Here is a 6469-nt window from a genome sequence, read left to right on the forward strand (position 1 = left end):
TAAATTTAAGATTTTGCCCCGCCCCGAATTTGTTCGATAAAAAACTCTTCGAGGGTTTGACGGGAGAGGTTCATGCTAATGATTTTGGCATTGATGCCTGCGAGCATTTCTAGAAATTTTTGCGGATCGCCTTCTAGCTGACCATGCCACATATCCCCTTGTTCCTCAAAATGCAGGAGCCAAGGTTTTAGCTCGGCTTCACTGCCACCATAGCCGCTGACTTGGTAGGTTTTGTCTGTGCCCAGTAGCTCGTTGAGCGTGCCGATCGCAATCAGTTCGCCTTTATTTAAAATGCCGATGCGATCGCAAATAATTTCCACATCTGCCAAGATATGGGTGTTAAAAAACACGGTTTTGCCGAGCTTTTTGAGCATCAAAATAATTTCACGTACTTGGTAGCGCCCAACGGGATCGAGTCCAGACATGGGTTCGTCTAAAAAGACAATATCAGGATCGTTGATCAACGCTTGCGCCAAGCCAATCCGTTGCACCATCCCTTTAGAATATTGACGCAACTGCTTTTTGCGAGCAGCCGACTGGGGCAGACCTACGAGATCGAGCAGATCGGCAATGCGCTGGCGACGAAGGTTGGCTTCAATTCCAAACATACTGCCGATAAATTCTAGAAATTCCCAACCTGTGAGGTAGTCATAATAGTAGGCTTGCTCGGGCAGAAACCCGATATATTGCTTACAAGCGCGATCGCCAAGTTTATAACCTAAAATTTGCCCTGAACCAGATGTAGGTTGGACAATACCGAGAAGCAATTTTAGTAATGTGGTCTTGCCTGCTCCATTGGGTCCCAATAAACCAAAGGTTTCACCTCGTTGCACCGTTAACGAGCAAGATTGCAGGGAAGTAACTTTTTGGTTAAGCCAAAACCCTGTTTTATAGATTTTGGTTAGCTGATCGGCTGAGATGGCCGACGATTGTGAATTGTTTGCTTGGTCAAAGCTAGTCAGACCTTCAGTAGTCATAGACCTGATAGAAGCTGAGTACTGATTATTTTAGAACAGATAGGGTGTTACGAAAGCTACCAAAATTTTACGATCGTTTCGCTCGTAGATTTTGGCTAGGCAGGGGATAAAGAAAAATCCTACCTTAATTTAAACCAAACATGAGGAAACTTTGCTCTTGAAATCAAACTAGTTCTTTTCTACGCTCACCGCTGGCATTTGATAGTCAAGGGTTGAAGGGTGTTGCTTATCTGCCTTAGCTTGAGGCGCACAAAATAAAACGATCCCAAGTGTAATCGCTGCAATGCTTATCCGAATCCCCAAAATACTGTCCATCGCCTTAAACACCCATATCCCAGATTAATTAACATTGCCTGACCAATTAACATTGCCTGACTTAATACCTACAGTAAGTGTTCCTATTGAAATATCCTGTGACCGAGACAGGCACGATCGCGCAAACATATCACAGTCGGGCAGCGATCGCGATCACCGCTGTAATCTCCGATCGTGCAGTCGGGAAATTTGGAATTGGGGAATTTTACCTGTAAAAAAACACCCTTGTGTTTAGACAAGGGTGTTTTTTTATGAAAGTTTAATTCGGGTCTTCAGGTGTTAACCAGACTGCTGGGAGGAATCCCTAACTGGTCTAACATGTTAAAAGTTCGAGCTATAGCCTCAAACTCTCACCAACTGAGCCAGACTGTTAGCGAACAGCCCCAGCGCACAGAATGATCACCTGACGACCCATACGTTTGTTACTGTCTGATTGCATGGGCATCACCTCCTATCGCCTAAGTGGACTAAATTTTTAAGGACACAGAGTAATTGGGCTCTATGTGTTTACACTTGCTAATATACGCTAACCACTAGAAATAGACAACCAATCTGAGCAATTCTGCTGATTTTGTTAGCGTATGTTTGTGACATAGCGGATGTTTCTTAACGTGAATTCGGGATAATGATTTCGGAACAAAGCAAGCCAACTTGTTGGAACCAAAGGGTTTGATCCCCCTGCCCAATCGGGCATCCCCCTTTTGTAAGGGGGACAAGTGAATTCTCCCCCCTTACAAAAGGGGGGCTGGGGGGAATCCTTGAGATGTAGCGGTTCTGGGTTTCTCATCCCAAACTGACGTTTTCTTAATACTTGGTGTGGATTTCGTGTGAATTAGAAGGAGTGTGGAGTTATAGAAGCCTATGTTGAAACAAAATCATCGCGCTTGGGTTGAAATCGATCTCTCTGCGATCAAGCATAACGTGCAGCAGTTAAAGCGCTGCTTATCCTCAGAGACAGACCTGATGGCGATTGTCAAGGCCGATGCCTATGGTCATGGTGCGATCGCTGTCAGTCAGGCCGCACTCGAAGCAGGCGCAACTTGGCTGGGTGTCGCCACGATTCCTGAAGGAATTCAACTGCGCAATGCTGGCATCACTGCCCCGATTTTGATTTTGGGAGCCACCAACAGTGCCGATGAAATTAAAGCGATCTCCGAGCATCGCCTCCAACCCACGATCTGCAATCCCAAACAAGCGCTGATCTTTCACGAAGTCCTATCAGGCATACAGCACGCTATTCCCGTGCATCTCAAATTTGATACGGGCATGTCTCGGCTGGGCATTGACTGGCGCGAAGCTGTAGATTTTGTTAAACTCGTGCATGGGCTACCTCAACTGGCGATCGGCAGCATTTATTCTCACTTGGCGACTGCCGATGAGTTAGACCAAACCATTATGCAGCAGCAGCAGCAGCGCTTTGAGCAGACGATCGCGGCACTGAAAGCCGTGGGCATCTGTCCGCCGCGAATTCATCTCTGTAATACGGCAGCGATGCTGACTGACCCCAAGCTTCACTACGATATGGTGCGCCCCGGGCTAGGCATCTACGGTCTTTATCCCGCCCCTCACCTCAAAAAGTATGTCGATCTTTTACCTGCAATCCAAGTCAAAGCCAGAATTACACAGGTGAAGTCCGTTGTGGCAGGAACGGGAATTAGCTACGGTCATTCCTTTCACGCCCCCACAGATATGAAGATTGCTACGGTCGCGATCGGCTATGCCGATGGCATTCCACGCGGATTGTCTAACCGCATCGCGGTAGCAGTCCATGGCAAAAGGGTTGCCCAAGTCGGTACGATTACGATGGATCAAACCATGATCGATGTCACCCATGTCCCCGAAGTTTCGGTCGGTGATGTCGTCACCATGCTCGGTGGTGAGGCGGGTACGACCGCCGATGATTGGGCGGGAATTTTAGGAACGATCTCATGGGAAGTTCTCTGCGGCTTTAAACATCGCCTACCGAGAATTAATGTTGAAGTTCCAGAGCTATCCTCTGCGTATTTGCTATGATTACTGGTCGGTTATTAGCCAAACTCGGCATTCTCTTTTATATCCTGTTTACGCTGTTGCCTGATAGTAGTACGCAGGTTCTGCAATTCCCTTGGGTGCTGATCGCGCAGGTGGGGCTGGGTTGCTTTGCGATCGCAGGGCTACTCAATATTTGGCGAAAATCCATTCCTTTCTATCTACTGGGAAACGGTCTAGACTGGGCGATCGCAGGTCTATTTATTGCCCTCTCACTCTCGACCATTTTTGCCACCTTTCCCGCTCAAGCTCTGTGGAATAGCCTGATCGCCTTTGCCTTTTTTGTGGCGATTTATGTGACGCACAATTATCTGCATAGTGGCTCTAAGAACCTCTCTGCTTCTCCCACAACGGATCGAGGGCAAGCGCGATCGCCGCTGCAGTGGTTGCTAACATTTCAAGGCGTACTCAATGTTGGGTTTATCTTGGAAAGTCTGTGCCTGTGGAGCCTACAAACCTTTTTACCTAAGCTGTCTGAGCTGAATCAGATCAATTTACTGGGTTTAAACCTCACCTATGACTTTTCGGATATTGAGTCGCGAAATGGCTCTCCCCTAGGGCATCAGAACTATGTGGCGGGATATCTGATGCTGGCACTCCCTTTACTGATCGGTCTAGCGATCGCACAAAAGGGATGGTGGCGCAAGTTTTGGATTGCGGGAATTGTTTTGGGTGCGATCGATCTCTATACGACAAATTCTCGCGGCGGCTCGATCGGATTGGTTCTATTTCTGGTGTTTGGGGCGCTAGTGCTGGTCTTGAGAAGTTCGCTCAATCGTTGGTTGGTTCTATTCACTGGCGGGGGAGCGATCGCGGTGGCAGGTGGTCTGATTGCTCTAAATCCACGCCTTCAGGCATCCGTTGTCAGCCTCGTGAATTTGCCATCTCATTTTAATCTTCAATCATTTAAGGGCAGCAGCGAACTGTTTTTTCGAGCGATCGCTGCCTATACGGGTTGGCAAATCGGTCTAGACCATTGGCTATTTGGCGCAGGCGTAGGTTCCGCTCCGTTGCTCTATCAGCAATATCGACCAAGCTGGGCGGGACGAGAAGCAGAAATTATGTTTCAGTTGCATAGTACGCCCGTGCAGCTATGGGCAGAATTGGGAACGGTGGGTATTGTCGCTGTGCTAATTTTGCTGGTGGCAGCGATCTCGCTATTTGCAAAGTTCCATTTCTCTCGCACTTGGCACGCCAACGCAGAAGCCCAGATCTATACCTATAGCTTGTTTGGTAGCCTACTTGCCTATGGCGCGATCGCGATTACGGACTACCAATTGGATGTCTTGGCGATCGCGGGCAGTTTGACGATCGTATTTGCTAGTTTGGCTTACTTGGGGCAAATTCACACAAAGGATTTGGTTGTTTTAGGCAATTACAGACTGCCGCGTTTGTGGCTATCTTGGGTTTCCACAGCCTATCTTATCGGCGCGATCGCTTGGCTAGCACCTGTCAACTTCGCTTGGCTATCGTCGAATACGGGGTTTATCTATCTGTCTAAGGCGAGGGCAGATTTGGAAGCAAATCGCAGCGACGCAGCGATAACGAATCTGGCACAATTTCAACAGAAACTCGAGCAGGCGTATTCCCTCACATCTTGGGAACCTTACTATGCCTATCAGTTGGGATGGAACCTAGCCGACATAGGCCTCCAAAATCCCACATTGCCCCAAGCCAAGGAATTACAGCAACAGAGCTTAGCTTGGCTGCGTAAAGGGATTGCCGCGAATCCTAATAACGAATTTGGCTACAATACAGCGGCATGGCTCAGTCTTGCCGAGTCCGCCTATCCACAAGCAGAGCAATTTTTTCGGCGCAGTTTAGAACTCGTTCCCGCCAAGCGATCGCTCTCGTTCGGTTTAGGCGTGAGTTTGTTACGCCAAGGAAAGATGGAACAGGGAATTCAAGCGATCGCCCACGAAGCCCTCAACGATCCGATCTTTATGACCAGTCCTCGCTGGACGGAACCACAGTGGCAACCGCTCTATCCCAAGGCAATGGCAGAACTCGATCGGCTCTACGATCGCATGCTGAAATCCTCTCCAAATCCCTCGCTCCAAGCCAGCCTTCAACTCAGTCGGGCAGCTCTTCACTGGTGGTCGGGGAATGTCAGCGGATCGAACGAACTCAAAGCTACTGGAAATCCCACGGCGGTTTTGCTAGCTGAAGCAATTCCCTTGGGAATGAATCCCACTACAACCTCCACTACGACCTCCACGCCCAACCAAAATCCTCAATTAGACAAAATCAAGCAAAATCCCCAAACTCCTGCTGAAATGGTCGTATCCGCATGGCTGAACCCCAATCTGCGTCTCAAGCTCTTAGAAAAAGCCTATGCCTTTGCGACTCGCAGTCTTCCCGACCAATCTTCTGCCTTAATCGTGCAAGCCTTGAGCGATCGCATGGATCGGTCACCCAGTCTAGATGCATGGTTGCGTCAACCTCTGGCGGTGGATAGTCCTTTACAACTGCGCCCGCGCCGCGCCCGCGAGAACTTTGGCATTATCAGCCGTCATATCGATGGACCGATTCCTCTAGATTTCTCTAGCATTCAAGAAAATGCGATCGTCTCTACTTTCTTTACCGATCTTTTCCCAACTCAAGGCACTCTCTAGCTTTTTATGTACTTCCATTCAATTTGCGATCAATTGACTTCGCACCTTCCCATCGTGTGGTGCTTGTTGTGAAACAGAATATAACATTGTTGATTTTTCCTTCAAGTTGCATGATAATCACCGTATAGAGAAGAGAGAGACGTATACCCAGCGAATGCTGGATAATGTATAACATTAGGCGGCATTACGAGCACCATGAATAACAGCCCATTCATCCTCGCTTGCAGCGGTCCAGGAGCGATGTTCGCGATTCAGCAGAGCATCACCATCGGATATTTCTGCGCAGTCTTTGGAGGCGTTGCCACGATTGCCATTGCCTACAACTTCCTCCAGACTCGTCGGGTGAGGTTTACACTTCCCGTTGCCGGTCTGCTTATGCTCGTCCATCCAGCATGGACGGTGAGCGCTATTCACGGCGATTGCGGATACTTCAAGCGCGAGGTTTCCTATGTTCTCACGGCTATTTTTGCTGGTTTACTCATTAGAGTTGTTGGGAAATAAAAACAAGTTGTGGACAGGGTTTTCCTCTTCCCT

6 protein-coding genes are annotated in these 6469 nt (G+C 48.5%); 4 read left to right on the plus strand and 2 right to left on the minus strand.

Features of this window, described 5'->3' with window-relative positions:
- Window positions 1-5: 5 nt before the first annotated feature.
- Together V2H45_RS15450 and V2H45_RS15455 are read right to left on the minus strand one after the other, a co-directional pair.
- A complete protein-coding gene (locus tag V2H45_RS15450; protein WP_330484550.1) occupies window positions 6-977 on the minus strand; it encodes an ABC transporter ATP-binding protein in 972 nt (323 codons plus the stop codon).
- 168 nt (window positions 978-1145) lie between these two features.
- Window positions 1146-1292 carry a hypothetical protein gene (locus tag V2H45_RS15455; protein ID WP_330484551.1) on the minus strand — a complete coding sequence of 49 codons (147 nt, stop codon included), beginning with the start codon at window positions 1290-1292 and terminating at the stop codon, window positions 1146-1148.
- Between the two features lie 86 nt (window positions 1293-1378).
- Between V2H45_RS15455 and V2H45_RS15460 the strand changes: the two genes are divergently transcribed.
- The 4 genes from V2H45_RS15460 to V2H45_RS15475 all read left to right on the plus strand — a co-directional run bounded on the left by V2H45_RS15460 (window position 1379) and on the right by V2H45_RS15475 (window position 6436).
- Window positions 1379-1507, plus strand: coding sequence for a hypothetical protein (locus V2H45_RS15460; protein WP_330484552.1), 129 nt, complete (start codon window positions 1379-1381; stop codon window positions 1505-1507).
- 646 nt (window positions 1508-2153) lie between these two features.
- The gene (gene alr, locus V2H45_RS15465) at window positions 2154-3305 is read left to right on the plus strand and encodes an alanine racemase (protein WP_330484553.1); all 1152 of its coding nucleotides are present in this window, start codon (window positions 2154-2156) and stop codon (window positions 3303-3305) included.
- The gene (locus V2H45_RS15470) at window positions 3302-5935 is read left to right on the plus strand and encodes an O-antigen ligase family protein (protein ID WP_330484554.1); all 2634 of its coding nucleotides are present in this window, start codon (window positions 3302-3304) and stop codon (window positions 5933-5935) included. Before alr ends, V2H45_RS15470 begins: the two co-directional genes overlap by 4 nt.
- Before the next feature lie 195 nt (window positions 5936-6130).
- Window positions 6131-6436, plus strand: a complete 306-nt coding sequence (locus V2H45_RS15475) for a hypothetical protein (RefSeq protein ID WP_330484555.1) — start codon at window positions 6131-6133, stop codon at window positions 6434-6436.
- Window positions 6437-6469 lie beyond the last annotated feature (33 nt).

Source organism: Tumidithrix elongata BACA0141, assembly GCF_036349135.1.
Classification (GTDB): Bacteria; Cyanobacteriota; Cyanobacteriia; order Pseudanabaenales; family Pseudanabaenaceae; genus Tumidithrix; species Tumidithrix elongata.